A 26922-nucleotide genomic window follows, 5' to 3' on the forward strand; every position below is an offset into this window, starting at 1 on the left:
AACACCGACCCCAAGCCCTACATCTGGACCAAGACCGCGGACGAGATCCTCGAACGCCTCGCCTCATATCTGAACAGAATTCCTGACTCAGAAGATTAGGGCGTGTATCGAAAGTCCCGCCTGCCCCGCGACGCCTGGCACGCCCTAGTTCGGGCTCTTCGGCTTCCCCTCGCCGTTCAGCCACACGTCCCACACCCGGTCGAGGTCCTCCCCCGTCGTCTCCTCCGCGTACGCCGTGAAGTCGTCGGTGGAGGCGTTCCCGTGCCGGTGCTCCGCCGCCCAGCCGGACAGCAGCCCGAAGAAGGCGTCGTCGCCGACCTGCTGCCGGATCTTGTGCAGCACCATCGCGCCCCGCTGGTACACCGGCGGGTCGAAGAGGTTCTCGGCTCCCGGCGGATCGGACGGCGGGAAGGCCCAGTTCGCGTCGGACGCGTAGGCCGCCTCGAAGTTCACCTGCGCCGGCGTGGCCTCGAAGTCCTCCGCGTACAACCACTCCGCGTACACCGCGAAGCCCTCGTTCAGCCACATGTCCTTCCAGGTCGCGGGCGTGACCGAGTTGCCGAACCACTGGTGCGCCAACTCGTGCACCAGGATCTCGGCGGTGAGGGAGTCCTGCGGGAAGACGGGCCGCGTCTGGGTCTCCAGCGCGTAGCCGGCGTCACCGGTCCGCTCGACGATCGCGCCGGTGGAGGAGAAGGGGTACGGCCCGAAGTTCTCCTCCTGCCAGGCGAGGAGCTCGGGAATCCGGGCGAGCAGCGGGGCGCTCTTCGCGGCGACCGTCGGATCGGCCGCGGTGAGCACGGGCAGCCCGGAGGGCGTGGCCGACACCTGCGTACGGAACTTCCCGACGGCCACGGTCGCGAGGTAGCTCGCCATCGGCTCCGCGGAGTGCCAGACGGAGGTGGTGCGGCCGTTGGCGGTCCGCTCCGAGGTCCGCACGCCGTTGGAGATCGCCTGCGTGCCCTGCGGCACGGTCAGCGTGATGTCGTAGGTCGCCTTGTCGGACGGGTGGTGGTTGCCGGGGAACCAGGCCATGGAACCGACCGGTTCGCCGAGTGCGAGCGCCCCGTCCGCGGTGGGCAGCCAGCCCTCCTGCGAGCCGTCCGCGTCGGTGATCGTCGCGGGCCGGCCGGAGTACACGACCGTCGTACGGAAGACCCCGCCCCGGTCGATGTCCTCGCGCGGGCGGAGCGTCAGCTCGTTCCCGGCCCGGTTGACGGAGGCCCGGTCGCCGTCGACCGTGGCGGAGTCGACGGTGAGACCGTCGAGGTCGAGGTTGAAGGCGCTCAGGTCCTGGGTGGCACGGGCCGTGATCATGGCGGTGCCGTCGAGACGGCCGCTCTTCGGGTCGTAGACGAGGTCGAGCGCGTAGTGCGTGACGTCGTAGCCGCCGTTGCCGAGCTTGGGGAAGTACGGATCGCGCAGCCCCGCCGCGCCGGGCGTGCCGCGCACCCCGCCGATGTCCACACCGCCACCACCGCCGTCCCCGCCGCCGGAACAGCCGGCGAGGACGAGCAGCGCGGCCACGGCTGTGGCCAGGGCGGCCCGGCTCCGTACATCCACCTTTCGATCTTAGGCAGGGGGACGCGGGGCCGCCGGGCGGGCGTACGGCATCGGTGGCGCCGGCGGGGGTCCGGGCGCCACCGACGGGGGTGACTCGCCGGGGGTGACCGGCGGACGGATCCCGTGACCGGGAGCCGTGCGCCGCACCGGCCCGTCGTCCTACTTGTCGAGCGCCGCGGCGCCCGCCTTGGCGAACTTCTCGTCCAGGTCGCCGCTCGGCGCGCCGGCGACACCGATGCCGGCGATCGGCGCGCCCTTGGCGGTGACCGGGACGCCGCCGCCGAGGAACAGGGTGCCGGGGATGTCCTTCAGGTTCGGGGTCTGGGCGAGGCGGCCCGCGAGGACGGACGTGGGGGCGTTCCAGGAGACCGCGGTGAACGCCTTGCGCTCGGCCGACTCGTAGGACTGCGGGCCGGCGCCGTCGCCACGCAGGGTGACGATGGTGTTGCCGTTGCGGTCGACGACCGCGACGCTGACGCGCTGGTTCTCGTCCTCGGCGGCGTCCAGGGTGGCCTGCGCGGCCTTGGTGGCGGCCTCGATCGTCAGGTGCGTGGTCTGCTGCAGGTTCTGGTTCGACGCGTCGGCCTTGGCGGCGACGGCCGGAGCGGCGGCAGGGGCGGAGGCGTTCGCGGAGACGGCGCCGAAGGTGCCGGCGGCGACGACGGCGGCGGTGGCGGCACCGAAGAGGATCTTCTTCTTCATGGAGGCTCCTTGAGGCAGGGACGGTCTGAGGCCGTGGCGGTGGTCGAGGCGAGTCGTTCGTTCGCTCTGCCATCGATCCTCCGGCCGTTTCCGGGCCCGTACGGTCCACGGACCGGCTGCCCCCGTCGCGCATGATGGACGACGGGGGTGTCAGCCGATCGGTTGATGCCCGCGTGGTCCTCTCGGGCCAGGATGGAAACGCAGACCCAGGTCAGAGCGGTGGCCGGGCGCCTGACGGAGAGGGACGCGATGGAGCAGGACCCGGACGCCCGCTGGCTGGCGCGGGTCATGCACATCGCCTTCTTCCTCCTCCTCGGCGCCTCGCTGGTCCGCTTCCTGCTGCGGCACCCGTGGGAGGACCGCAGCCCCTGGATCGTCGCCCTCTCCGGCGCCCTCGCGGCCCTCTACCTCCTCGGCCCCGTCCTCGGCACCCGCGCCACGCCCCGTCGGATCGCCTGGCTCTTCACGGTCGTCGCGGTCTGGATGCTCCTGGTGGTGCTCGCGCCGAGCTTCGCCTGGTGCGCGGTGCCGCTCTTCTACACCGGTCTGCGCACCCTCCCGCCGCGCGCCGCGCTCGTCCTGGTCGCGCTCCTCACCGTCTTCGTGGTCACGGCGCAGGTCCAGCTCTCGAACGGCGGCTTCGACCCGAACCTGATCGTCGCCCCGCCGGCCGTCGCCGCCATCGCGACCGCCGTCTTCGTCCACGCGCAACGGCAGGCGGAGCGGCAGCGGACGCTGATCGACGACCTGATCCGCACCCGCCGCGAACTCGCCGCCATCGAACGCCGCGAGGGCACCCTCGCCGAGCGCCAGCGGCTCTCCATGGAGATCCACGACACCCTGGCGCAGGGCCTGTCCAGCCAGCAGATGCTGCTCCAGGCGGCCGAGCGCACCTGGGACGCGGACCCGTCGACCGCCCGCCGCCACGTCCGTACCGCCGAGTCGATCGCCGAACGCAACCTCGCCGAGGCCCGCCGCTTCGTCCACGACCTGGCCCCGGCCGACCTCGCCGAGGGCGGCGGCCTGGAGGAGGCGCTGCGCATGCTGGCGGGGCGCGAGTCCGCCGTGTTCCGCGTCGACGGCGCCCCGGTCCCGCTGCCCGAGCGGGTGCAGTCGGCGCTGCTGCGCATCGCCCAGGGCGCCCTCGCCAACGTCCGCGAGCATGCCGCCGCCACCTCCGCCGCCCTGACCCTGACCTACCTCGACGACCAGGTCGTCCTCGACATCGCCGACGACGGCCGCGGCTTCGACGCCGGGCAGCGGGCCGGCGGCCCGGGCGGCGAACGCGGCGTGCGCGGCCACGGCCTGCCCGCGATGCGGGTGCGGGCGCAGCAGCTCGGCGGCACACTCACCGTGGAGTCCACCCCCGGCGAGGGCACGGTGCTCTCGGTCGCGATCCCCCTGTCGACGCCCCTGGAGGCCGGCGCATGACCGTACGGATCCTGCTCTGCGACGACCACGCCGTCGTCCGCGCGGGGCTGCTCGCCCTGCTCGGCAGCGCCCCCGACATCGAGGTCGTCGGCGAGGCCGGCAGCGGCGAGGAGGCCGTCGCGATGGCCGCCAAGCTGCGCCCCGACGTCGTCCTGATGGATCTTCAGCTCGGCCCCGGCATCGACGGCGTCGAGGCGACCCGGCGGATCGCGGGGTCCACGTCCGGCGTCCACGTCCTCGTCCTCACCACCTACGACACCGACGCGGACATCACCCGCGCCATCGAGGCGGGCGCCACCGGCTATCTGCTGAAGGCCGAGCGGCCCGAGGAGCTGTTCGCCGCGATCCACTCGGCCGCCCAGGGCCGTACGACCCTCTCCCCGCCGGTCGCCAGCCGGGTCATGGACCGGATGCGGGGTGCCGCGGGGCCCACCCTCACCGACCGGGAACGGGACATCCTCGGCCAGCTCGCGCACGGCCTCGGCAATCGCGAGATCGCCCGGGCGCTCTTCATCAGCGAGGCGACCGTGAAGACGCACCTCGGCCGGATCTACGCCAAGCTCGGCGTGGACACACGTGCGGGCGCGGTCGCCGTGGCGAAGGAACAGCGCCTGCTCCCTTGACGCTGCTACTCTGCGTTGCCTTTCTATCGCAGAGTGTCAGTTCGTCTCGTCTCGTTGTGGGAGCGCGTGTGAAGATCGCCTGCGTCGGCGGTGGGCCCGCCGGCCTGTACTTCTCGATCCTGATGAAGCGACAGGACCCGTCCCACGAGATCACCGTCTACGAACGGAACGCGGCCGGCTCCACCTACGGCTGGGGCGTGACCTACTGGGCCGGGCTCCTCGACAAGCTGCGGGCCGGCGACCCGGAGTCGGCGCGCGCCATCGACGAGGCGTCCGTCCGCTGGACCGACGGCGTCGCCATCGTCCGCGACGAACGGACCGTCCACCGCGGCGACAAGGGCTTCGGCATCGGCCGGCGCCGCATGCTGGGCCTCCTCGCCGAGCGGGCCGCATCGCTCGGGGTGCGTGTGGAGTTCGAGCACGGGATCGCCGGGCCCGACGCCCCCGAGCTCGCGGACGCCGATCTGGTCGTCGCCGCCGACGGGGTCAACAGCGTGCTGCGCGAGGCCCACGCCGCCGACTTCGGCGCCGAGCTCTCCCACGGCCGCAACCACTACATCTGGCTCGGCACCACCAAGGTCTTCGACTCCTTCAGCTTCGCCTTCAAGGAGACCGAGCACGGCTGGATCTGGTGCTACGCCTACGGCTTCAGCGGCGAGCAGTCCACCTGCGTCGTCGAGTGCTCCCCGCGGACCTGGACGGGGCTCGAGCTCGACACGATGAGCGAGGCGGACAGCCTGAACGCGCTGGAGAAGCTCTTCCACGACCTCCTGGACGGCCATCCGCTGATCGGCCGCGCACAGGACGACGGCGCCGCGCAGTGGCTGAACTTCCGCACCCTGACCACCCGCGCCTGGCACCGCGGCAACCTCGTGCTCCTCGGGGACGCCGCCCACACCACGCACTACTCGATCGGCGCCGGCACGACCCTGGCCCTGGAGGACGCCCTCGCCCTCGCCGACGCGCTGCGCGGGGGCGCCGGAGACCTCGACTCCGCCCTGACCCGCTACGGCCGACGGCGCCGCGCGGAGCTCCTCTCGGCCCAGAGCGCGGCGCGCTACAGCGCCCAGTGGTACGAGAACCTCCCCCGCTACATGCGTCTGGAGCCGCGCAAGATGTTCGCCCTCCTGGGCCAGCGGCACTCGCCTCTGCTCCCCCACGTCCCACCGCAGCTCTACTACCGGATCGACCGGGTGGCCGACGGCCTGGAACCCCTCCGCCGCCTGAAGCGCTGGCTGGGCCCCCGCCTGGCCCGCACCCTGCACGCCCGCTCACGGGCCTGAGCCGGGCGCGGGGCCCCGGGGCGCGAGGTCCCGGAGGGCGGGGTGCCGGGTCGGGGCGCTGGGTGCGGGGTCGGGCCCGTGGGCGCGGGCCCCGGGGCGCGGGGCCCGGAGGGCGGGGTGCGGGGTCGGGCCCGCAGGCGCGGGCCCCGGGGCGCGGGGCCCGGAGGGCGGGGCGCGGGGTCGGGCCCGCAGGCGCGGGCTCTGGGCCAAGGCACGTGGGCGCGGGCTCTGGGCCAAGGCACGTGGGCGCCTGGCCCCGGACCGCCGGGGGCTCCCGCCGCACCGCCCGTGCGCCCCCGGAGCCGGGCGCGTGGGAGCATCGTCTCCGTGCTCGACATCGGCTACTCCCTCTCCCGTCGCTTCCCCGACCCCCCGCAGACCGACTACCGCCGCGCGGACGTCCACGCCCTGCGCCACGACCTGTTCTGCGGGGACGTGTACCTCGCCGACCCCAAGGCCGACCGCGAGGTGTCCACAGCCTGGGGATGGGTGCCGGTGCTCGACTTCGCCTGGGCCCTGTGCGACATCGTCGAGCAGCTCGACCGCGACCCCCGTGGCAGCCGGTCCTCGCAGCCCCAGTACGCGGAGCTCGACTTCACCGAGTCCTCGGACCGGATGCTCTTCGAGCGCCGCTTCGGCTGGGTGGACGTGGAAGCCGACTGGATGCCCGGCGACGAGCCCCCGCTCACCTTCAACCACGGCGAACTGCGCCGCGAGGCCCGCGACTTCCTGCACGACCTGATCGCCGACCTCACCGACATGCACGAGGGCCTCGCCGACAACCCCGTGATCTGGGACCTCCAGGCCCGCTTCCCCCGCCTCCCGTAACCGCCCGACCCGCCGCCCCTCAGTCCTCCACCCGCACCCCCAGCTGCGCGGCGAACACCGGAGCCAGATCCAGCAGCTGCCCCGTGCTGATCACCGCCCCCGCCAGGGCGTCCACCCCGCGCGCGATCTCCAGACGCTCCACCGTCCGCAGATCGACGTCCTTCATCCGCGCCCCGCCGAAGTCCGCCCCCTTCAGCACGCAGTCCCGGAACTCGACCCGCTCCAGCACCGCGCCCCCGAAGTCGGGCTCGCTCAGCACACAGCCCTCGAAGACGACGTCCTTCAGCTTCGCCGTGCGCAGATTCAGATAGTCGATCTTCCCTCCCCTCACCAGGACCCTCTCGAACACCGCTCCGTGCAGCTGCGTCCCGCCGAGCCGCGCGTCCACGATCTCCACGTCCCGCAGCGTCGCCCCCGCCAGATCCGTCCCCACGCCCCGGATCCCGCTCAGCACGGAGTCCAGGAACCGCGCGGAGGTCAGCCGCGCCTCGTCCACCGCGCAGTCCCGCAGCGCACAGTCCAGGAACCGCGCCCCTCCCCCGTCCTGCCCGGCCAGATCGAGCCCCGCGAACTCCAGGCCGTCGTAGTCCCCGTCCGGATCGAGCCCCCCTTCGTACCCCTCCAGCGGCGGCAGCCGCACCTCCGGCCGACGCACGGCCGCCACCTTCTTCCTCGCTGTCGCCATGCACCCATGGTGACGTGCGCCACTGACAGCGCCCCGATGTCACAAACCGAGCGGCCCCCGCCGTCCCCTGTGCAAGACCGATACGAGGGAGCACGAGATGCAGGGGAACAGGAAGCACATCACCGTCGTCGGCGGCGGATTCGCCGGACTCACCGCCGCGATCACCGCGGCGGAGGCCGGGGCCGAGGTCACCCTCCACGAGGCCCACCGGACCCTCGGCGGCCGCGCCCGCACCGCCGACGGCCGCTACCGGACCAACGAGGGCCCGCACGCCATCTACAACGGCGGCCCCCACTGGACCTGGCTCACCCAGCGCGGCCTCCTCGGCCCCATCGCGTCCGTACCGCTGCGCGAAGCCGCCCGCTTCCGCTTCCACCGCGACGGGGCGCTGCGCCGCACCCCGCCCCTCGGCTTCCTCCGTCACGCCCTCCGCAAGGCCGCGGAGGCCCCCGTCGACACCGACTTCCTCACCTGGTCCACCCGCGTCGCCGGACCCGAGGCCGCCCGCCAGGCCGCCGCGTACAGCGCCGTCGCCCTCTTCCACCACGACCCCGGCTCCCTCTCGGCCCGCTTCGTCCAGGAACGGCTGCACCGGGCCGCCGCCCTGCCGCCCGAGGCACGCTTCATCCGCGGCGGCTGGGGCCGGCTGATCGACCGCATGGAGACCCACGCCCGGAACCTGGGGGTACGGATCGAGACCTCCTCCCGGCTCGACGAACTGCCGCTCGCCGACGGCCCGGTCGTCGTCGCCACCTCCCTCACCGCCGCCGCCCGGCTCCTCGGCGACCCCGGCCTGACCTGGGAGAGCGGCCGCACCGTCCTCTTCGACCTGGCGCTGCGCACCCGGAAGGGTGACCCGTACATCGTCTCCGACCTCGACGCCCCCGGCTGGGTCGAACGCTTCACCGCGCAGGACCCCTCCCTCGCCCCCGCCGGGGAGCAGCTGATCCAGGCCCAGCTCCCCATCGGCCCCGGCCGTTCCAAGGCCGACGGCATCGCCCACGCCGAGCGCCTGCTCGACCTCGGCTTCCCCGGCTGGCGCGAACGCACCGTCTGGCGGCGCGAGGCCGTCTCCACCGGCCGTACGGGAGCCGTCGACCTGCCCGGCACCACCTGGCGCGACCGCCCCGCGATCGACCGCGGCGACGGCGTCTACCTGGCCGGAGACCAGGTCGCCGCACCCGGAGTGCTGTCCGAGGTGTCCTTCACGAGCGCGGTCGAAGCGGTGTCCCTGGCGCTCCACACCAAGAGGCTTGACCTCAAGCACGCTTGAGGTCAGAGGCTGTCGTACGTCAAGGAGAACACCACCAGGGGAGCCCACCATGCGCGCCATCCGCCTCCACGCCTTCGGCCCGGCAGAGAACCTCACCTACGAGGAGACCCCGGACCCCGTCCCCGGCCCCGGCCAGGTCCGGATCGCGGTCACGGCGGCGGGCGTGCACCTCCTCGACACGTCCCTGCGCCTCGGGCAGTCCGGCCCCTTCCCCGCCCCCGCCGAACTCCCCACCATCCCCGGCCGCGAGGTCGCCGGCACGGTGGACGCGCTCGGCGAGGGCACCGACCCGAGCTGGCTCGGCAGACGCGTCGTCGCCCACCTGGGCATGGCCCCCGGCGGGTACGCCGAACTCGCCGTCGTCGACGCCGGCAAGCTCCACGCCCTGCCCGACACCCTCGGCGACGCCGAAGCCGTCGCCATGATCGGCACGGGCCGCACGACGCTGGGCATCCTCCAGTTCGCCGAACTCGGCCCCGACTCGATCGCCGTCGTCCCGGCCGCCGCCGGAGGCATCGGCACCCTCCTCGTCCAGTACGCGAAGAACGCCGGCGCGACCGTCATCGGCCTCGCCGGAGGGCCCGAGAAGACGGCCCTCGTACGGGAGAACGGCGCGGACCTGGCGGTCGACTACACGCAGCCGGAGTGGCCGCGGGAGGTCCGCGCCTTCCTCGGCTCCCGCACCGCCACGATCGTCTTCGACTCGGTGGGCGGGGACACCGGCCGCGCGGCCGTCGACCTCCTCGGAAAGGGCGGCCTGCACCTCGTCTTCGGCTGGTCCGGTGAGGGCATCCACAAGGGCGAACCGCTCACCTTCACCGCCGAGGAACTCTCCGACCGGGGCATCGGCTCCGAACAGGTCCTCGGCCCGGTCATGCTGCGGAAGGCCGGCGGCGACATCCGCAACCTCGAACTCGCCTCCCTGGCCGCGGCCGCCGAAGGCAGCCTCCGCCCGGCCGTCCACCGCTTCCCCCTCGCCGAAGCGGCGGCCGCCCACCACGCCCTGGAGACCCGGGGCACGATCGGCAAGGTGGTCCTGATCCCGTAGGCACGGGAACCGGGGCGGCGGTCCGGCCGCCCCGGCAGGTCCGGGCGGTGGTCCGGCCGCCCCGGCAGGTCCGGGCGGCGGTCCGGCCGCCCCGAAAGGTCCGCGAACGGCGCCCACCGGGGCAGTGGTCCGCCCGCCCCGGCACGTCCGCGAACGGCGCCGTGTGCCCGGCCCCGTGGGCCTACGAGTCGAGAACGGCGGCGACACCCTCGATCTCGACGAGCTGATCGTGGTAGCCGAGCACCGTGACCCCCATCAGCGTGCTGGGCACGTCGTGGTCGCCGAAGGCGTCCCGCACGACCTGCCAGGCGGTCACCAGATCCTCCTGGCGCGAGGACGCCACAAGGACCCGCGTACTGATGACGTCGTCCAACGACGCCCCGGCGGCGGCGAGAGCCACCCCCATGTTCTCGACGGCCTTCGCCGCCTGCCCCGCGTAGTCGCCCACCGCCGCCGTCGACCCGTCCTCGTTCAACGGACAGGCCCCGGCGAGAAACACGAGCCGGGCCTCGGCGGGCGCGGTCGCCGCATACGCGTACTCGGCCACATCGGACAGGGCGCTGGAGCGGATCAAGGTAATGGCACGGCCCACGGTCGTCACGTTCACGTTCCCCTCTGGCCTTCCGACCTTCCGGTCGTCACGGAAAGCGACCATCCTGCCGGCGCCCCCGAGGGCCTCGCCTCTCCTTAATCACCGCCGCCGTCCGGCCCGCTGTCACCCCTTCGCGCCCAGCACCGCGAGCGCGTCGTCCGTCAGCCGGTACACCGACCACTCGTCCTGCGGACGCGCGCCGAGCGACTCGTAGAAGTCGATGGACGGGGTGTTCCAGTTCAGGACCGACCACTCCAGACGCTCGTACCCCCGCTCCACGCAGATCCGCGCCAACTCCCGCAGCAACGCCTTCCCATGGCCGCCGCCCCGGCGCGCCGGCCGGACGTACAGATCCTCCAGGTAGATCCCGTGGACCCCGCGCCACGTCGAGAAGTTCAGGAACCACAGCGCGAAGCCCACCACCTCGCCCTCGTCCGACTCGGCGATGTGGGCGAACGCCGCGGGACGCTCCCCGAACAGCGCCTCGCGCAGCTGTTCCTCCGTCGCGCGGGCCTCCTCCAGCGCCTTCTCGTACTCGGCGAGCTCACGGACCATCGCGTGGATCACGGGGACATCGGCAGGTGTGGCGGTACGAATCATGGGGCCACCCTGCACCGGATCACCCCGCGCGGGCCAGCAGCGTCCGGGCGATGAGCACCTGTTCCTCGTCGAGCGCGGGCTCGCCGTCCTCCACGTCCCACAAGCCGTTCTGCAGCACCCGCCCGAACGTCCACGCCACCGCCCGGCCCCGGTCCAACCCCAGCGTCTCCGTCAACAGGTCGAAACGCCACAGCGTCTCCGCCGGATCCGGATCGAACGCGCTCGTCAGCGCCGGCAGCAGATCGAACCCCGGATCCCCCGCCAACGGCTTCGGGTCGATCGCGAGCCACGGCTCCCGCTCCCCCGCCAGGATGTTGTCGACGTGCAGATCCCAGTGGAGCAGCCGGTCCCCCGGCTCACCCACCACCTCCCGCACCGCCGCCGCGCAGTCCCGCAGCAGCCGCGCGTCCGACTCCCCCAGCCGCCCCGCCGCCTCCGGTACGGCCTCCAGCATCGCGGCCGCGATGTCCCCCAGCCCCCGCAGCCCCTCCGGCGCGGGGACCGCGACCAGCCGCGCGAGCAGATCCGCCAGGATCCGCGTCGCCTCCCGCGTGTCCTCGAGCGCCGACAGATGCCGGCCCTCGTCCAGCCGCTCCAGCAGCAGCGTCCCGGTCGCCGGATCGTCCGCGAGCAGGCGTACGGCCCCCTCGCCGTCCCACACCCGCAGCCCGACCGCCTCGCCCGCGCTCTCCTCGTCCAGGAGCTGCATCTTCAGCGCCGCCCGCGCCCCGTCGGACGCCCGCGCGACCGGCAGCACCAAGGACGCCATCCCGTACATCGAAGGCCCGGTCACCCGCAGCCCCCACCGGTCAAGGAACTCCTCCGCCCGCGCGGGCAACGCGGCGACGAACGCCCTCCCCGCCGCACCGTTGTACTTCGTCTGCGAGGCCACCAACTCCGCCGGAATCTCGATCACACGGCGACGCTATACACCCACAACCCACCGCACATCCGAAAAAAACCGGCCACCCCCGCGTACGGCCGCCCCTCACCCCGCACACCCCCGTGTCGCGGATCCAGGAGACGGTCCACGGGCAGGAAACGGTCCTTTCGGAACAACGAAATCCGCACCTCCGAACCCAGGTCGCACCCCTGCCCCGACCAGCCCGCCGAAAGACCCGGATCCGAGGGCGCAAGGCCCCCGGCCATCCAGTACCCTCCCGCCCATGGTCAGCAGGAGCAGCACCGTCAACGGCGGCATCTCGTTCTGGTACGCGCAGGAAGGCACCCCCGCGCCCCGCGAGCCGCTGCCCGGCGACACCACGGCCGACGTCTGCATCGTCGGCGGCGGCTACACCGGACTCTGGACCGCCTACTACCTCAAGAAGGCCGTCCCGTTCCTCAACATCACCCTCCTCGAAGCCAAGTTCTGCGGATACGGCGCCTCCGGACGCAACGGCGGCTGGCTCTACAACGGCATCGCCGGCCGCGACCGCTACGCCAAGATGCACGGCCACGACGCGGCCGTCCGCCTCCAGCAGGCGATGAACGCCTCCGTCGACGAGGTCATCACGGTCTGCGAGACGGAGAAGATCGACGCCGACATCCACCGCGGCGGCGTCCTCGAAGTCGCCCACTCCCCGGCCCAGCTCGCCCGCCTCAAGGACTTCCACACCGTCGAAGTCGCCTTCGGCGAGACGGACCGCGAACTCTACGGCGCCCGCGAGACCGCCGACCGCATCCGCGTCACCGGCGCCGTCGGCTCCAGCTGGACCCCCCACGGAGCCCGCCTCCATCCCGTGAAGCTGGTCAAGGGCCTCGCCGCGGCCGTCGAGGCGCTGGGCGTCACGATCCACGAGTCGACCCCCGTCACCGAGATCAAGCCGAAGCACGCGATCACCCCGTACGGCACCGTCCGCGCCCCCTACGTGCTGCGTTGCACCGAAGGCTTCACCGCGTCCCTCACCGGCCAGCGCCGCACCTGGCTCCCCATGAACTCCTCCATGATCGCCACCGAGCCCCTGACCGACGCCCAATGGGAGGCGATCGGCTGGAACGGCCTCGAAACCCTCGGCGACATGGCGCACGCCTACATGTACGCCCAGCGCACCGCCGACGGCCGCATCGCCCTCGGCGGCCGCGGGGTCCCGTACCGCTACGGCTCGAAGACCGACAACGACGGCCGCACCCAGCCCCAGACCATCGAGGCCCTCCGCGAGATCCTCATCCGCTTCTTCCCCTCCCTCGCCGGCCTCGGCATCGCGCACGCCTGGTCCGGCGTCCTCGGCGTCCCCCGCGACTGGTGCGCCACGGTGACCCTGGACCGCTCCACCGGCCTGGGCTGGGCGGGCGGCTACGTCGGCTCGGGGGTCACCACGACCAACCTCGCCGCCCGCACCCTCCGCGACCTCATCCAGCAGGACTCCGGCCAGTCCGGCCCCACGGACCTGACCACCCTGCCGTGGGTCAACCACAAGGTCCGCAAATGGGAGCCGGAGCCCCTGCGTTGGCTCGGCGTCCAGACCATGTACGCGGCCTACCGCGCGGCGGACCACCAGGAGTCCACCGCCCACACGGCGTCCACGTCCCCCATCGCCAACCTGGCCGACCGCCTCAGCGGCCGCTGAGGCGGTCGAGCCGGGCCTCCGTGTGCTCGATCGAGGGACCTTTCCTCACTCTGCGGAATCCCTCGATCACCCACGGCTAGGATCTCGGGCGTCGCCGCGGCCACGCGGCCAACCGAGACAGGGGCAATCGCATGGCCGTCATCGTCACCTTCGACCTCCCCGGCGCGGGGCAGGACCTCTACGACACGGTCATCGCGCGCGTGACCGACGGACAGGGCTTCACCCGGTTCGCGGACCTGCCGAACACGGGCCTCCTCTCGCATGCGGCGGGACCGGTCGACGGCGGGTTCCGCGTGACCGAGGTCTGGGAGAGCGTGGAGGCCCTCGAACACCACGCGAAGCTCTTCGGCCCGATCCTGGCCGACCTCGGCCACGCCGACCTGCGGCCCACGATCATCCCGGCGCACAACGTCGTCGTCCGATAGGTACTCGTCACACAGACGACCACCCGAGGGGCGACACGACCGACCGACACGGAACAGACCGACACCCGACGGCCGGACGCCCGACCGTCGGCGTCCCGCCCCATTCCCCCCACACATCCGACTCACTCACGATCGATCCACTCATTGAGCCGGATCCTCACCTGGTGGTTGTGATCGGTGTGCCAGACGACCTGACCACTCACGCGGTCTCCCAGCGCCGGAAGGCACGCGCCGGCCGGCATGGAACCGATGTCCGCGAGGCCGACGGCGTCGGGCACACCGTCGATACGCAGAAAGACCCCGAAGGGCCTGCAACCGACGACCCGCCCCTCGACCCGAGCCCCCACGGGCAACGCGGCCACCGTCGCCCCCCACGCCCGCCGAACCCCCTCAACGCTCGGCCCGTCAGCCCAGTCACCTTCACTCATGGGCCGATCCTCGCAGCGGAGCGACGGCGCTTCGGCGGGTTCGGTGGGGGCCATACTTCACCTGTGCGCATCGACGGACGCTCTCGACTGGCTCTCCGGGGCGGCATCTGGATCGGTGCCGTGCTCACCGCACCCTTGCTGCTCGTCGCCGGCGGCCCCATGTACGAGCGCTTCAAGCGCCACCTGTACCGCTCGGAGGGACGAGGGCTCCTGTCCAAGGAGGAGGGCTGGGTTCATCCGGGCTACTTCGTGGTGACGAACTCCCTGGTCCTGGCCCTGACCTGGCCGACCCGCCGCGACGGCCTGCTGCGAACGGTCCTACGGCGCTCATGAGTCACGACGGGGTTCGCTCAGCACTGTGGGACGCACCTGCCCTGAGCCGTGCTCGACGTTCATGAGAACCGGCAGCACCCGGTCTGGGCGCCCCTCAGCCCACTACTTCCATGCCCATGTGGCCCATGCGGCCCATGACGACGACGGAGCTGAGCTCTCCGCTCGCCGCACGGCCGAGCCAAGTCACGGAGAGCCCTTCAGCGGCGGAGAAGGTGATGAGGTGCGCGCCCCGTGCCTCATCACGGACCATCTCGAACTCGCCGTCTCCCAGGGCCTCTGTGACACGGGAAACGAGCGTGCCCGGGGCTGCCCTGCTTGGTTCATGTGGCGAGCGCACGAGATCCACGATCACTCGTACATGGTCGCCGCTTGAAGTGCTTGGGCGAAGAAGCGCCAGTCACCGTTCGTCGGCAGTTCGCGCCCGGTGATGCGGTGCCAGCCGTCCGCGTCTTCAACCCAGGCTGCCAACGCCTCCAGGAACCCGGCAAGGTCCGCGTTCTCCCACGAGTCACCGCCCTCGACACAGCTCTGGTGCAGGGAGCGGACGTAGGACGCCAGACCTTCTCTGCTGTCGACGTCATCAGGAGCAGGGGGCATGCGCGGCACCCTACTTGGCACGTCGTATCCCGCAGCGCACGGCAGCTGATTACCTCCGAGGGGCCTGCGCTCGGGCGGTACTACTCCTCGTCGCTGTGCTCCAGGACCAAGCCGACGGAGCCGTCCTCCAGGCCGTTGCTGTCCTCGAGGTGCAGGTGAGCCCCACCGGGGACGCCGTCGCCGGCCAACACGAGTAGATGCGAAACCGGCGTCTGAGGCCCGCGGTATTCGCTTCGATCTCCCCTGCGTCTCCGGCGGTCAGACGGATACAAGGCTGGTGCCCGCCCGTCTCTGTCCACGGATGGACCGCAATAGGTAACGGCGACAACCTGACGAAGCTGGCAGGATCGGGGGAACCAAAGCAGCGTCATCAGGGGGAATCTCGGTGGGAAGCCTGTTGCGTGTCGGCGACGTGTTTCGGTCCGCTCGAAACAGAGACCCCGCGGTGGCACTCATCGATGGATACCCGAACATCCATCACGTGACAGCCTCTGAGACTCTCGCTCAGATTCAACTCAGCAAGGGCATCAACCCGACTGCCAAGGTCACGACGCCTGACGGGCTTCGCCGTCCGTGCATCCTGATCCGTTCCAGTCCGTGGAAGGCCGGAACGGCGGAAACTCCCTGGCACGACGTGTTCGACCTGGACAACGGCCGCATACGCTACTTCGGAGACCACCGGGTCGACCACACGGTGCAGGTGGGATCCACCCAGGGCAATGCGGTACTGCTGGAGGCACTGGCGGAACATCAGGCAATCACTGCAGAACAGCGCTCGTCGGCCGTACCGCTGTTGGTGTTTGCCACGGTCACACGCAACAGAACACCCAAGGGGTACGTCGAGTTCTGCGGTGTGGCGGTCATCGACCACGCGGAGCAGATCGAGCAGCAGGCGGAGGGCGGGACGTTCCCCAACTACCGCTACGAACTTTCTGTTTTGGATCTCAGCGCGCATGACGATCGGGTCGACTGGGCCTGGATCGAGGCCCGAGGCAACCCCGACCTCTCGGCTGCCGACACGCTCGAGCTCGCTCCCCGTTCCTGGCGTCAGTGGGTGGAGCAAGGGCATACGGCGTTGCCCCAGGTCCGACGCCAGGTTCTCCAACCTGCCGGAGACGCGGGGTCGAGCCGGCGTCCGACCGAGAGCGGCCACAAGCCCGCGACGCAGCTCCCCACTCCACGCGGACCGGGCGGCTCTGGATCAGAGGCTCCTACACCGACCTGGTCGTCTGCTGAGCTCACGGTGAGCGTGCTCATGGACAGGTTGAGAAGCCTCAAGGTCCACAAGAGGAACGGTAAGCAGAGCAGGCACAAGCCGCTGGCCCTGCTGTGGGGCATCTCCAGAGTGGCAACGGGCAAGCCACACCTGGCACCTTGGCGAGAGTTCCGTGATGAAGTGGGCAGTCTGTTGGCCGAGTTCGGCCTTCCTGACTCATCCGTCACCCCGGAGTACCCGTTCTGGCACCTGCAGACCAGCCGACTGTGGGGGGTTCATGGCCTCCCACCCGAGCAGGCTGCCGTGGCCCACGCTGCAGCGTTCGACAGGCTCAATCCCGAAGGCGGAGTAACCGAACAGGCCTCGCGGCTGCTGGGGGATCCCTTCGTACGCTCCCAGGCGGTGGCTGTCCTGCGGGAGACCTACCTGGCCGACATCGATCAACATGCCTTGATGGAGCGGCTGGGATTGGCCGGCTACGAAAGCGCCGGCGGCGTCGAGGACTCCGCAGAGGATCACGTGAGGGGATCAGGACCCGCTGCACGGCGCACGGTTGCGTCCTCCCGGATCATCCGCGACGCCTCTCTGACGGCCAAGGTGAAGAAGTTGCACGGAGACCGCTGCCAGATCTGCAACCTACAGCTGTCGACCCGCTTCGGTACGTACAGCGAGGCCGCCCACATCCGTGGCCTTGGTCGCCCTCACAACGGCCCCGACGAACAGTCCAACCTGCTTGTCCTGTGCCCGAACCACCACGTCCAGTTCGACACACTGGCGATCTACATCGACACCGAGGGCACTGTCCGCTCGACCGCGGACGGCAGCCCCATCGGCCGGCTCCGCGAGCACCCCACCCACCGGCTCAGCGAAGCGCACCTTCGCTACCATCGAGCGCTCTGCGGCAGAGACGAGACTGGCCATGCTGCCCATGGTGCGGTCCCTGAGCTTGTCCCTCGACCTTCTTAGAGGTCGACTACGATCCATGACGACATCGCGTGTCGGTCACCGACTGGGTGAGGCATGGAGGTGTCGGGACATGCCTTCGGAGGCATTCCTTGTCAGTCGAGTTGAATCACACGATCGTCCACGCCCGGGACAACCGGGAGTCCGCAGAATTCTTCGCGAACCTGCTCAACCTCGAGATCACCGCCGAGTGGGGTCCGTTCATCGCGGTTGACCTGAGCAATGGCGTCACGTTGGACTTCACCACCATCCCCGCGGACGGCATCACCCCGCAGCACTACGCCTTCCTGATCTCCGAGGAGCAGTTCGACGCGGCGTACGCGCAGATCAGGCAGCGCGGCATCGAGCACTACGCAGACCCCCACCGGAAGCAGCCCGGCGCAACCAACCACAACGACGGCGGCCGCGGCGTGTACTTCATGGACCCGGCGGGCCACATCATGGAACTCATCACCGTGCCGTATGGCGGCTGGACCTCGTAACAATGCCCCTGAGGGCCGCACTCCAGCGCGGAGTGCGGCCCTCAACCGCTGCCTATGCCCATGTGATCCCAGCTGGAGCCCTGCATACCTGCCCCGCTCCGGCGCGAACCCTCAGCACCGAAGGAACGACGTCTTAGAAGCCAGGCGGCCCGCCTTCAACGAGCCGCCGCACTGGCAACGTACGGGCGAAGGCCGGTCGGGGCCTCGTCGTGGAGTCATTCGGGGAAGAGGTGCCACACCTTGCCGGCCGCCATCCCTAGGAGCGAACCAGTAGGTGGCACCTCGCTGACCTGCGCCTTCCCTGGTAGTCCTCGTCGCCGACCATTCCATGGTCAGCATGGGGTGGAGTCAGTGGAACCAGACGACGAGACGCACGTTCTCCGCACCGTGAACCTCGCTGAGGATGCGCATGACACTCCAGACTCGGCCCCAGTCCGTGTCGGCCCCTGCGGCTGGCGCGCGGGTCGTGTGCCGGAGGCGTCCGTCTCCTGCCAGTCGGCGGCCGACAGCTCGGCCCAGGTCACCCATGTCGTCCCGTACACGTCCTGAGGGCCGCCGTAGCCGGCGAACTCGCCCTTCAGCCCGTCCGAGGCGTCATCCGGAAGGCCACGGCCTTCAGCAAGCGGGCGGAAGCCGAAGGAGTTGCGGATTCCGAAGAGACAGGCCAGGCCGTCGTAGGCGTTGCCCCTGTTGAGCAGGAAGAGGTCAATGCCCGCTTCCCAGACGGTGTCCTCGTCGTCCGGGCCCCACAGCCGCGCCCCCGGTCTGCACTCGATCATTCCGCTGACATCGGTCGACATGGCACGATCCTGCCCGCGAGGCCCGGGGGCTGGCATCCACGTTTCGCACCGCGCGCTCGCGGTCGTCCCCGGCCGACCGCCCCCGCTCATGTCACCCGTGGATGTCGAAGACCCCCGACCAAGATCGGTCGGGGGTCTTCGTGTGTCCTGCCTGGAGCCCCCTGTCGGGTTCGAACCGACGACCCCCGCTTTACAAGAGCGGTGCTCTGGCCAGCTGAGCTAAGGAGGCAGCGAGTGCAGTGTAACCAACCCCCGCCCCGCCCAGGTCGGAAATCTCACCAGCCCGTGAGTGCTGACAGATCCGGAATCGCCAGGTAGCGTCACCCGCAGTCCGCTCCGGTGGACTAGACCTCAATCCTTCCTTTACTCGGATCGTCCGGCACGTTCCTGCCGGTGAAGGGATTCATCACCATGGCTTCTGTCACCTTCGACAAGGCGACCCGGCTCTACCCCGGTTCCGACAAGCCCGCCGTCGACCAGCTCGAGATCGAGATCGAGGACGGCGAGTTCCTCGTCCTCGTCGGCCCGTCCGGCTGCGGCAAGTCGACCTCCCTGCGGATGCTCGCCGGTCTCGAGGACGTCAACGGCGGCTCCATCCGCATCGGTGACCGTGACGTCACGCACCTGCCGCCGAAGGACCGGGACATCGCGATGGTGTTCCAGAACTACGCGCTGTACCCGCACATGACCGTCGCCGACAACATGGGCTTCGCCCTCAAGATCGCCGGCGTCAACAAGAGCGAGATCCGCGCCAAGGTCGAAGAGGCCGCGAAGATCCTCGACCTCACGCCGTACCTGGACCGGAAGCCGAAGGCGCTCTCCGGTGGTCAGCGGCAGCGTGTCGCCATGGGGCGCGCGATCGTGCGTGAGCCGCAGGTGTTCCTCATGGACGAGCCGCTGTCCAACCTCGACGCCAAGCTCCGCGTCTCGACCCGTACGCAGATCGCCAGCCTGCAGCGCCGGCTCGGCATCACCACCGTGTACGTCACCCACGACCAGGTCGAGGCCCTCACCATGGGCGACCGGGTCGCCGTGCTGAAGGACGGCCTGCTCCAGCAGGTCGACTCGCCGCGGAACATGTACGACCGTCCCGCCAACCTCTTCGTCGCCGGCTTCATCGGCTCCCCGGCCATGAACCTGGTCGAGGTGCCGATCACCGAGGGCGGCGTGAAGTTCGGCAACAGCGTCGTCCCGGTCTCCCGTGACGCGCTCGCCGCCGCCTCCGCCAAGGGCGACACGACCGTCACGGTCGGCATCCGCCCCGAGCACTTCGACGTCTCGGGCGCGACGAGCAAGGAGGGCCTGGCCGTCTCCGTGAACGTCGTCGAGGAGCTCGGCGCCGACGGCTACGTCTACGGCTCCGCCCGCGTCGGCGGCGAGGACAAGGACCTGGTCGTCCGCGTCGGCGGCCGCGCCGTGCCGGAGAAGGGCTCCACGCTGCACGTCGTGCCGCGCCCCGACGAGCTGCACGTCTTCTCCACCTCGACGGGTGAGCGCCTCTCCGGCTGACACCCTCACCGACGCCGTTCGGCCCCGTCCCCGCTTGCGGGAACGGGGCCGTTCGCGTACCAGACCGGCGTGTCGACAAATACCCCGGCAGAAACGCCAATTCGGACACCGGCGTCAACACGGGATTCGAAAAGACGCCTCGAACCATCCCTCGCGAGAGTGACTAAATGTCGCCATATCACTACCGGCCGCTACGCTCGCCTGCGTGACGCACACTGCCCGCCGTATCGGCCGCTCTCTCGCTCTCGTCCTGCCCGTCGTCCTGGTGCTCTCCGGGACGCTCGCGGTGTCCGCCGTTCCGTGGGCCGGCCAGGCCTCCGGGACCCAGATGCTCACCGCGTCCTCGGAGGACGTCTCCGTCCCCGCCAAGTCCCGTGCCCCGCAGGATATTCTGCGCGACCGCCTGCTCGCAGAACTTCAGGAGAAGGACCCCGGCACGGCGTTGACGCACCTCCAGCGCGAGGTGGAGAACAGCCCCTCCCTCGCCAAGCACTGCATGTCCATCGCCCGCGCCCTCGGCAAGGCCGCCGTGCGGCACTATGGCCCGGCCCGCGCCCAGTCCTACTCCCGCCCGGTCTGCGACACCTCGTTCGCGACCGGCGTGATGTACGCGAGCTGAGTCGCGAACCCACCCGCGACGCTGAACGGCTGCCTCACGGGGTGCGCATATCGTTCCCGGTATGAACACCTCTCCGACGCAGGCCGTGGTCCTGGCGGGCGGCCAGGGCTCGCGCCTGCGCCCGTACACCGACGACCGCCCCAAGCCGATGGTCGAGATCCCGGGCACCGGGACCCCGATCATCGGCCATCAGCTGTCCTGGCTCGCCGCCGAGGGCGTGACGGACGCCGTCGTGTCCTGCGGCCATCTCGCCGAGGTGCTCCAGGAATGGCTCGAGAGCGCCGACCTGCCGCTCCGCGTGACGACCGTCGTCGAGTCGGAGCCGCTCGGCCGCGGCGGCGGCCTCAAGTACGCCGCCGCGCATCTGCCTGAGCCCGGGCAGCCCTGGTACGCCACGAACGGCGACATCTGGACCCGTTTCTCCCTGCGCGAGATGGCCGAGTTCCACGCGGAACGGGACGCCACCGCCACGCTCGCCCTCGCCCGCCCCCGCATCCCGTGGGGCGCCGTGGAGACGGACACCTTCGGGCACATCACCGACTTCATCGAAGCGCCGCCGTCGCCGTTCCTCATCAACGCGGGCGTGTATGTCTTCTCCGCCGAGTTCACCGAGCTGCTCCCCGAGCGCGGTGACCACGAGCGCACCACGTTCCCCCGGCTGGCCCGCGAGCGCCGCCTGGCGGGCTTCCCGCTGCCCCAGGGGGCGTACTGGCGGGCGATCGACACCGCGAAGGACCTGACCGAGGCGGCGAAGGAGCTGGCCGCTCAGGGGGTGTGACAGCGGTTCGTACGCACGGGAAGGGCGGCACCACTCGGAAGTGGTGCCGCCCTTGTCGTGTGCGGGGCCGTACGGGGCGTGTGCGGGGCCCTACGGGGCGTCCGGGGCCGTACGGGGCGTCCGGGGCGTCCGGGGCGTCAGCCCAGGAGGCCGCCGATCGGGTTGCGGTTGCCGCCGGAGGTGGCGCCGCTCGTGGGGTCGGTGGTGCCGGTGCCGCCGCCGCTCGTTCCGCCCGAGCCGGTCGGGCCTGAGCTGGTGGACGGCGGGGCCGCCGGCCTGGACTGGCTCGGGGTGCTGTCGGTGCCGCGGGTGGCGGTGGGGCGGCTCTCCGAGATCCGGCCGGTCTCCCGGACGGTCTCGCTCGGCTCGGCCTTCTCCTCCTTCTCGCGCTCTCCGCTCGCGCCGGCCGTCGCGGACGGCTTGGGACGGGTGGAGGCGGACTGGGAGGGGCTGCGCTCGCCGGTCTCCTGCGGGAGGGACCGGCCGGGCAGGTGGTTCATCGGGTCGTCGTTGGGGCCGGGCACGGTGACCATCTCGGTGGACCGCACGGCGCCGCCGAGCATGGAGCCGAGGAGGAGCGTGAGGCCGACGACGACGGAGGCGACGAGCGCGCCGCGGCGCAGCACGCGGCGGCGGAGCTCCCAGAGTTCGGAGCGCGGTCCGAGGGTGCGCCAGGCTTCGCCGGCGAGGCGTCCGTCGACGGAGTAGACGGGGGCGCCGGCGATGATCAGCGGGGACCAGGCGGCGAGGAAGATGATGTCGGCGGAGTCGTAGACGGGGACGCTCTTCCAGCTGACGGTGAGGAGCAGCGCGGCGGAGAGCAGGGCGCCGATGACGGCCGCGACCCGCTGCCAGAGTCCGAAGACGGTGAGGACACCGACGACGACCTGGAGGAAGGCGACGGTGAGTCCGGCGCCGACGGGGTGCTGGAGGGCGAAGTCGCGGAGGGGCTCGGCGAGGGCCCAGGGGTTCAGCGAGTTGAGCCACTTGACCATGGAGCCGCGTTCGCCGCCGTCGAAGTAGACCGGGTCGCAGAGCTTGCCCATGCCGGCGTAGACGGAGATGAAACCGAGGAAGACGCGGAGCGGGAGGAGGACCACGCCGAGGTTCATCCGGCGCCCGGGGTAGTAGGCGTGGCGGACGGGATCGGCGCCGTGGCGGTGCGGGCGGATGAGGTGCTCGTCGGAGTCCCGGCCGTCGCCGTCCCGGTCGTCGCCGTAGGACGCGTCGTACGGACCGTCCTGCGGGCTTCCGCCGTACGGAGCGTCGTAAGCGCCTTCGGCGCGCCGCATGGGCGGCAGGAGCGGGGCGGGCTCGGCGGGGACGACGGGGGTGGGCATGGTGTCGTCGATCCGCGGGATGGCCTGGGTGATGCCGGCGTCGAGGGGTCCCGGGGGCTCCAGGGTGGAGACCGAGGACTCCCGTACGGCCTGGAGGAGTCCGGTGGCGCCGGGGTCGCCGGGCGCGGACTTACCGGTCCACACGACGGGTCGCCGGCGCCCGGCGGCCGCGCCCGCACGCGCTCCGGCGAGGGCCGGACCGCGGGAGGCGGCGGCGAACTTCGGCTGCTGGGCCGGCGCGAGCCGCACACGGAAGCTGGCGTGGTTCACGATGACCTGCGCGGGGTCGGAATCCACTTTGACCATGCTCAGCGCGGGCTGATCGTCGAACCCCGGCCGGGGCGTTCTGGTGTCCACACTCATCTAACCGAGTGACGCGGGTTTAGGACACTGCCTTGACGGACGGGAAATGTCCGAGGCCCGTCAAGATCAACGTCACCGCAGCGCACGACCGGGGCTCCCGGCGGGCGACCGGGTCCCCGGTGTGGCACATGCGTGCGGCAGGTTCCGTCGCACGTGGGGCTTCCCGTGACCGGGCCGGGCAACTCTCCTACGAAGGGGGCACGTTGCCGACGGCCGGAGCTGGGAGCCCGCTCGCGTGCTCGCTCTCCCGGTACCAGCGAACCGTCTCTGCGAGCCCCTTCCGGAGGTCGCCGAGGGGGACGTAGCCCAGTTCGTCGCGGGCCCGCGACCAGTCCACCGAGTACCGGGCGTCGTGGCCCTTGCGGTCCGCGACGTGCCGGACCCGATCCGGCGGGGCGCCGCATGCCTCCAGGAGCAGGGCGGTCAGCTCCCTGTTGGTCAGCTCGACTCCGCTGCCGAGGTTGTACACACGCCCGGCGCGCCCTCGGGTACGCACGAGTTCGATGCCCCGGCAGTGGTCGTCGACGTGGAGCCATTCGCGGACCTGGCTGCCGTCCCCGTACAGCGGGACGGTGTGACCGTTCAGGAGGCGGGTGATGAAGAGGGGGACGATCTTCTCCGGGAACTGGCGCGGCCCGTAGTTGTTGGAGCAGCGGGTGATCCGGACGTCGAGACCGTGGGTGCGGTGGTGGGCAAGGGCCAGGAGGTCCGAGGACGCCTTGGAGGCGGCGTACAGCGTCGTGGGCGCGAGAGGGGCGTCTTCCGTCCAGGATCCGGAGCTGATCGAACCGTAGACCTCGTCGGTGGAGACATGGACGAAGGTCTCGATGCCGTGCCGGACCGCCGCCTCCAGCAAGGTCTGGGTGCCGAGGGTGTTCGTGGTGACGAACGGGGTGCCGGACTCGTTGGAGCGATCCACGTGGGACTCGGCGGCGAGATGGACGATCTGGTCGTGCCGGGCGGCCAGTGACTCCACCAGCTCGACGTCACAGACGTCGCCGCGGACGAACGTCAGGCGGGGATCGTCGTCCAGTCCGGCCAGGTTCTGCCGGTTCCCGGCGTAGGTCAGCCTGTCGAGGACGGTCACCTCGATGCCGTCCGGGCCTTCCCGACCGTCCGGGCCTTCCCGACCGACCGGGCCTTCCCGACCGACCGGGCCTTCCCGACCGTCCGGGCCGTCCGGGCCGTCCGGGCCGTCCGGGCCGTCCGGGCCGAGCAGCATCCGGGTGTACGTCGACCCGATGAAGCCGGCACCGCCGGTGACCAGGATGCGTGTGCCCATGCTGCCCCCGCGGGAATGTAGGTGTGCACGGTACGCGCGCCGCCGGTCCACCGCGACGGAAGGTCGCGGCGAACCGGCGGGGACGGGTACCGGAGCCGTTCGGGCGGGCCCTGGTCGGGCGCGGCTCAGCCCTGGCGGCGGCGGGCGACCTCGTAGAGGACGATGCCCGCGGCGACGCCGGCGTTCAGGGACTCGGCGCCGCCCGGCATCGAGATGCGGACGCGGTAGTCGCAGGTCTCGCCGACCAGGCGGCCGAGGCCCTTGCCCTCGCTGCCGATGACGATGACGACCGGGCCGTCGAGCGCCTCCAGGTCCTCCACCGTGTGCTCGCCGTCGGCGGCGAGGCCGACGACCGTGAGGCCCTCCTTCTGGAAGCCCTCCAGCGCCCGGGTGAGGTTGGTGACGCGGGAGACCGGGGTACGGGCTGCGGTGCCGGCCGAGGACTTCCAGGCGCCCGCGGTCATGCCGGCCGCGCGGCGCTCGGGGACGACGACGCCGTGGCCGCCGAAGGCGGAGACGGAGCGGACGATCGCGCCGAGGTTGCGCGGGTCGGTGACCCCGTCGAGGGCGACGATCAGCGGGTCCTCGTGGGCGTCGTAGGCGGCCGCGGTGAGGTCCTCCGGGTGCGCGTACTCGTAGGGCGGGACCTGGAGGACGAGGCCCTGATGGTTCAGGCCGTTCGTCATCCGGTCCAGCTCCTGGCGCGGGGCCTCCATCAGGTTGATGTTGCCCCGGTCGCCGGCGAGCTTGAGGACGTCGCGGACGCGCTCGTCGTTGTCGATGAACTGCTGGACGTAGAGCGTGGTGGCGGGAACCCCGTCGCGCAGCGCCTCGAAGACCGGGTTGCGGCCGACGACCATCTCCGAGGTGCCCTTGGGGCCGCCGCGGCGCGGTGCGGGCCGCCGGGCGGCGGCGTGCTTGGCCTGGGCGTTGGCGATGCGGTTCTTCTTGTGACCCTTGCGGGCGGAGGCGGGCGGCGTGGGGCCCTTGCCCTCCAGGCCCTTGCGCCGCTGGCCACCGCTGCCGACCGTCGCGCCCTTCTTGTTGGACGTACGGCGGTTCCTGCGCTGGCTGTTCCCGGCCATGACTACCTAATCCTCGGTGTTGCGTACGCGGCTGCGTACATAGGTCTGTAAGTGAAGTGTGCCGCCCGGCTCCCCGAGCGGCACATCATCAGCGGTTGCCCAGCGTCCAGCGGGGGCCGTCGGGGCTGTCCTCGATGGCGAGTCCGGACTGGCCGAGCTGGTCGCGGATCGCGTCCGCGGTCGCCCAGTCCTTGCGCTCGCGCGCCGACTCGCGCTGCTGGAGCACGAGCCGTACGAGGGTGTCGACGACGCCGTGGAGCTCCTCGCCCCGGTCGGTCTCCTCGGCCCAGTGCGGGTCGAGGGGGTCCAGGCCGAGGACGCCGAGCATGGCACGGACCTCGGCGAGGCGGGCGATGGCCTCGTCCTTGTCGTCGGCCGCGAGGGCGCTGTTGCCCTGGCGGACCGTGGTGTGGATGATCGCGAGCGCCTGCGGGACGCCCAGGTCGTCGTCCATCGCCTCGGCGAAGGCCGGCGGCACCTCGGGGGCGGGCGGCACGGTCTTGCCCGCCTTCTCGGTGACGCGCTGGACGAAGCCCTCGATCCGCGCGAACGCGGACTCGGCCTCGCGCAGGGACTCCTCGCTGTACTCGATCATCGAGCGGTAGTGCGGGGTGCCCAGGTAGTAGCGCAGCACGATGGGACGCCAGTTCTTCACCATCTCGGAGACGAGCACCGAGTTGCCGAGCGACTTCGACATCTTCTCGCCGCTCATGGTGACCCAGGCGTTGTGCACCCAGTAGGAGGCGAAGTCGTCGCCGAACGCCTTGGCCTGGGCGATCTCGTTCTCGTGGTGCGGGAAGATCAGGTCGAGGCCGCCGCCGTGGATGTCGAAGGCGGAGCCGAGGTACTTGTGCGCCATCGCCGAGCACTCCAGGTGCCAGCCCGGGCGGCCGCGGCCCCACGGCGTCTCCCAGTCGGGCTCGCCCGGCTTGGTCGCCTTCCACATGGCGAAGTCGCGCGGGTCGCGCTTGCCGGTGATGCCTTCCTCGGTGGGCTGGCGCAGGTCGTCGATGTCCTGGTTGGAGAGCGCGAGGTAGCCAGGGAAGGAGCGCACGTCGAAGTAGACGCTGCCGTCGGCCTCGTAGGCGTGGCCGCGCTCGATCAGGCCGCGCATCATCTCGACCATCTCGGTGACATGGCCGGTGGCGCGGGGCTCGTACGTGGGCGGCAGGCAACCGAGCACGTCGTAACCGGAGTTGAAGGCGCGCTCGTTCTCGTAGCCGATGGACCACCAGGGGCGGCCCTGGTCGGCGGCCTTGGCGATGATCTTGTCGTCGATGTCGGTGACGTTGCGGACGAACGTGACGTCGTAACCGCGGTACTCGAACCAGCGGCGCATGATGTCGAAGTTCAGCCCCGAACGGATGTGTCCGATGTGCGGGGCGGCCTGGACGGTGGCGCCACAGAGGTAGATCGAGACACAGCCCGGTGTGAGCGGGGTGAAGTCACGGATCTGCCGGGCGCTGGTGTCGTACAGGCGAATAGTCACCACTCCAGGGTAGTGGGC

28 protein-coding genes and 1 tRNA gene are annotated in these 26922 nt (G+C 71.2%); 14 read left to right on the forward strand and 15 right to left on the reverse strand.

The window, feature by feature from the left end; all coding sequences use genetic code 11:
* Positions 1–144: 144 nt before the first annotated feature.
* Complete coding sequence (locus AB0D99_RS25185) at positions 145–1563, reverse strand: M1 family metallopeptidase (protein ID WP_362366436.1); 1419 nt, start codon at positions 1561–1563, stop codon at positions 145–147.
* A gap of 159 nt (positions 1564–1722) precedes the next feature.
* Positions 1723–2265: a heme-binding protein gene (locus AB0D99_RS25190; protein WP_362366439.1), complete on the reverse strand. Its 543-nt coding sequence runs from the start codon at positions 2263–2265 to the stop codon at positions 1723–1725.
* Between the two features lie 249 nt (positions 2266–2514).
* On the opposite strand from AB0D99_RS25190, the gene AB0D99_RS25195 reads away from it, so the two are divergent.
* The 4 genes from AB0D99_RS25195 to AB0D99_RS25210 all read left to right on the forward strand — a co-directional run bounded on the left by AB0D99_RS25195 (position 2515) and on the right by AB0D99_RS25210 (position 6430).
* Complete coding sequence (locus tag AB0D99_RS25195) at positions 2515–3696, forward strand: sensor histidine kinase (RefSeq protein WP_362366444.1); 1182 nt, start codon at positions 2515–2517, stop codon at positions 3694–3696.
* Complete coding sequence (locus tag AB0D99_RS25200; protein ID WP_362366447.1) at positions 3693–4319, forward strand: response regulator transcription factor; 627 nt, start codon at positions 3693–3695, stop codon at positions 4317–4319. The genes AB0D99_RS25195 and AB0D99_RS25200 overlap by 4 nt, the downstream gene beginning before the upstream one ends.
* Before the next feature lie 68 nt (positions 4320–4387).
* Positions 4388–5602 (forward strand): FAD-dependent monooxygenase, encoded by a 1215-nt coding sequence (locus AB0D99_RS25205; protein WP_362366450.1) that lies wholly within the window; start codon positions 4388–4390, stop codon positions 5600–5602.
* Between the two features lie 327 nt (positions 5603–5929).
* On the forward strand, positions 5930–6430 hold the full coding sequence (locus tag AB0D99_RS25210) for a hypothetical protein (RefSeq protein WP_362366453.1): 501 nt from the start codon (positions 5930–5932) through the stop codon (positions 6428–6430).
* 19 nt (positions 6431–6449) lie between these two features.
* Here AB0D99_RS25210 and AB0D99_RS25215 read toward each other — a convergent pair whose 3' ends face one another.
* On the reverse strand, positions 6450–7115 hold the full coding sequence (locus AB0D99_RS25215) for a pentapeptide repeat-containing protein (RefSeq protein WP_362366456.1): 666 nt from the start codon (positions 7113–7115) through the stop codon (positions 6450–6452).
* A gap of 97 nt (positions 7116–7212) precedes the next feature.
* Between AB0D99_RS25215 and AB0D99_RS25220 the strand changes: the two genes are divergently transcribed.
* On the forward strand, positions 7213–8388 hold the full coding sequence (locus tag AB0D99_RS25220) for an FAD-dependent oxidoreductase (protein WP_362366459.1): 1176 nt from the start codon (positions 7213–7215) through the stop codon (positions 8386–8388).
* Positions 8389–8437: 49 nt separating this feature from the next.
* The gene (locus AB0D99_RS25225) at positions 8438–9436 is read left to right on the forward strand and encodes a zinc-binding dehydrogenase (protein ID WP_362366463.1); all 999 of its coding nucleotides are present in this window, start codon (positions 8438–8440) and stop codon (positions 9434–9436) included.
* Between the two features lie 181 nt (positions 9437–9617).
* On the opposite strand, the gene AB0D99_RS25230 is transcribed toward AB0D99_RS25225, so the two are convergent.
* From AB0D99_RS25230 to AB0D99_RS25240, 3 genes are all read right to left on the reverse strand, one after another.
* Entirely contained in the window at positions 9618–10028 is a 411-nt protein-coding gene (locus AB0D99_RS25230) for a Rid family hydrolase (protein ID WP_362366466.1), read from the reverse strand.
* A gap of 123 nt (positions 10029–10151) precedes the next feature.
* Entirely contained in the window at positions 10152–10628 is a 477-nt protein-coding gene (locus tag AB0D99_RS25235) for a GNAT family N-acetyltransferase (RefSeq protein ID WP_362366469.1), read from the reverse strand.
* A 19-nt stretch (positions 10629–10647) separates the two neighbouring features.
* Positions 10648–11544 (reverse strand): aminoglycoside phosphotransferase family protein, encoded by an 897-nt coding sequence (locus tag AB0D99_RS25240; RefSeq protein ID WP_362366472.1) that lies wholly within the window; start codon positions 11542–11544, stop codon positions 10648–10650.
* 250 nt (positions 11545–11794) lie between these two features.
* On the opposite strand from AB0D99_RS25240, the gene AB0D99_RS25245 reads away from it, so the two are divergent.
* Positions 11795–13195, forward strand: coding sequence for an FAD-binding oxidoreductase (locus AB0D99_RS25245; RefSeq protein WP_362366475.1), 1401 nt, complete (start codon positions 11795–11797; stop codon positions 13193–13195).
* 131 nt (positions 13196–13326) lie between these two features.
* On the forward strand, positions 13327–13620 hold the full coding sequence (locus AB0D99_RS25250) for a hypothetical protein (protein ID WP_362366478.1): 294 nt from the start codon (positions 13327–13329) through the stop codon (positions 13618–13620).
* Positions 13621–13742: 122 nt separating this feature from the next.
* Here the strand turns inward: AB0D99_RS25250 and AB0D99_RS25255 are convergent, their stop codons facing one another.
* Positions 13743–14048 (reverse strand): hypothetical protein, encoded by a 306-nt coding sequence (locus tag AB0D99_RS25255; protein ID WP_362366481.1) that lies wholly within the window; start codon positions 14046–14048, stop codon positions 13743–13745.
* Positions 14049–14111: 63 nt separating this feature from the next.
* Here AB0D99_RS25255 and AB0D99_RS25260 point away from each other — a divergent pair, with 63 nt between their 5' ends.
* The gene (locus tag AB0D99_RS25260) at positions 14112–14381 is read left to right on the forward strand and encodes a hypothetical protein (protein ID WP_362366484.1); all 270 of its coding nucleotides are present in this window, start codon (positions 14112–14114) and stop codon (positions 14379–14381) included.
* A gap of 94 nt (positions 14382–14475) precedes the next feature.
* On the opposite strand, the gene AB0D99_RS25265 is transcribed toward AB0D99_RS25260, so the two are convergent.
* Entirely contained in the window at positions 14476–14733 is a 258-nt protein-coding gene (locus AB0D99_RS25265) for a hypothetical protein (RefSeq protein WP_362366487.1), read from the reverse strand.
* Positions 14730–14978 carry a hypothetical protein gene (locus AB0D99_RS25270; RefSeq protein ID WP_362366490.1) on the reverse strand — a complete coding sequence of 83 codons (249 nt, stop codon included), beginning with the start codon at positions 14976–14978 and terminating at the stop codon, positions 14730–14732. Before AB0D99_RS25270 ends, AB0D99_RS25265 begins: the two co-directional genes overlap by 4 nt.
* Positions 14979–15423: 445 nt before the next feature.
* Here AB0D99_RS25270 and AB0D99_RS25275 point away from each other — a divergent pair, with 445 nt between their 5' ends.
* Positions 15424–17160 (forward strand): HNH endonuclease, encoded by a 1737-nt coding sequence (locus AB0D99_RS25275; RefSeq protein ID WP_362366493.1) that lies wholly within the window; start codon positions 15424–15426, stop codon positions 17158–17160.
* Between the two features lie 89 nt (positions 17161–17249).
* The gene (locus tag AB0D99_RS25280) at positions 17250–17639 is read left to right on the forward strand and encodes a VOC family protein (RefSeq protein WP_362366496.1); all 390 of its coding nucleotides are present in this window, start codon (positions 17250–17252) and stop codon (positions 17637–17639) included.
* 332 nt (positions 17640–17971) lie between these two features.
* On the opposite strand, the gene AB0D99_RS25285 is transcribed toward AB0D99_RS25280, so the two are convergent.
* Together AB0D99_RS25285 and AB0D99_RS25290 are read right to left on the reverse strand one after the other, a co-directional pair.
* Positions 17972–18439, reverse strand: a complete 468-nt coding sequence (locus AB0D99_RS25285) for a hypothetical protein (protein ID WP_362366499.1) — start codon at positions 18437–18439, stop codon at positions 17972–17974.
* Between the two features lie 152 nt (positions 18440–18591).
* Positions 18592–18668 (reverse strand) — tRNA-Thr (locus tag AB0D99_RS25290).
* A 182-nt stretch (positions 18669–18850) separates the two neighbouring features.
* Here AB0D99_RS25290 and ugpC point away from each other — a divergent pair.
* The 3 genes from ugpC to AB0D99_RS25305 all read left to right on the forward strand — a co-directional run bounded on the left by ugpC (position 18851) and on the right by AB0D99_RS25305 (position 21345).
* Positions 18851–19948: a sn-glycerol-3-phosphate ABC transporter ATP-binding protein UgpC gene (gene ugpC / locus AB0D99_RS25295; protein WP_362366502.1), complete on the forward strand. Its 1098-nt coding sequence runs from the start codon at positions 18851–18853 to the stop codon at positions 19946–19948.
* A 205-nt stretch (positions 19949–20153) separates the two neighbouring features.
* Positions 20154–20567 (forward strand): hypothetical protein, encoded by a 414-nt coding sequence (locus AB0D99_RS25300; RefSeq protein WP_362366505.1) that lies wholly within the window; start codon positions 20154–20156, stop codon positions 20565–20567.
* A 61-nt stretch (positions 20568–20628) separates the two neighbouring features.
* Positions 20629–21345, forward strand: coding sequence for a nucleotidyltransferase family protein (locus tag AB0D99_RS25305; protein ID WP_362366508.1), 717 nt, complete (start codon positions 20629–20631; stop codon positions 21343–21345).
* A gap of 137 nt (positions 21346–21482) precedes the next feature.
* Here the strand turns inward: AB0D99_RS25305 and AB0D99_RS25310 are convergent, their stop codons facing one another.
* The 4 genes from AB0D99_RS25310 to cysS form a co-directional block, all read right to left on the reverse strand.
* The gene (locus tag AB0D99_RS25310; RefSeq protein WP_362366511.1) at positions 21483–23048 is read right to left on the reverse strand and encodes a DoxX family protein; all 1566 of its coding nucleotides are present in this window, start codon (positions 23046–23048) and stop codon (positions 21483–21485) included.
* A 187-nt stretch (positions 23049–23235) separates the two neighbouring features.
* On the reverse strand, positions 23236–24330 hold the full coding sequence (locus AB0D99_RS25315) for a dTDP-glucose 4,6-dehydratase (protein WP_362366514.1): 1095 nt from the start codon (positions 24328–24330) through the stop codon (positions 23236–23238).
* Between the two features lie 125 nt (positions 24331–24455).
* Positions 24456–25415, reverse strand: a complete 960-nt coding sequence (rlmB, locus tag AB0D99_RS25320) for a 23S rRNA (guanosine(2251)-2'-O)-methyltransferase RlmB (RefSeq protein WP_362366517.1) — start codon at positions 25413–25415, stop codon at positions 24456–24458.
* Between the two features lie 88 nt (positions 25416–25503).
* Positions 25504–26904 (reverse strand): cysteine--tRNA ligase, encoded by a 1401-nt coding sequence (gene cysS / locus AB0D99_RS25325; RefSeq protein ID WP_362366520.1) that lies wholly within the window; start codon positions 26902–26904, stop codon positions 25504–25506.
* Positions 26905–26922: the final 18 nt, after the last annotated feature.

This window comes from Streptomyces sp. NPDC047971 (genome assembly GCF_040653355.1).
In the GTDB taxonomy this organism is placed as follows: Bacteria; Actinomycetota; Actinomycetes; order Streptomycetales; family Streptomycetaceae; genus Streptomyces.